Raw genomic sequence first — 205 nt, 5'->3', positions numbered from 1 at the left:
CCCCGCGCCGGGCCTGTCGCGGGCCGGGCCTCCGGCGACCCGCCCGCGGGGCCCGTGTCCTCGGCCGCCGACTTACGGGGCGTGGATATGGGACCCTCGTGCCCGCCGTCGTACGACGAGGTGGCGGCCACGCCCACCACGATCGCGGAGAGCGCGGTGACGGCCGCGCCGACGAGCACCGAACGGCGGCGCTGTCCCGCGTGGC

The 205-nt window shown here is 79.5% G+C and carries 1 pseudogene; it reads right to left on the bottom strand.

The annotated features are described in order from the left end of the window. Positions 1-205 (bottom strand): annotated as a pseudogene (locus GT042_RS26660) (hypothetical protein); the annotation flags it as partial.

The sequence above is a fragment of the Streptomyces sp. SID3212 genome, assembly GCF_009865405.1.
In the GTDB taxonomy this organism is placed as follows: domain Bacteria; phylum Actinomycetota; class Actinomycetes; order Streptomycetales; family Streptomycetaceae; genus Streptomyces.
Note: the sequence above shows the minus strand (reverse complement) of the source record. Positions and strands in the feature narration are given on the sequence as shown.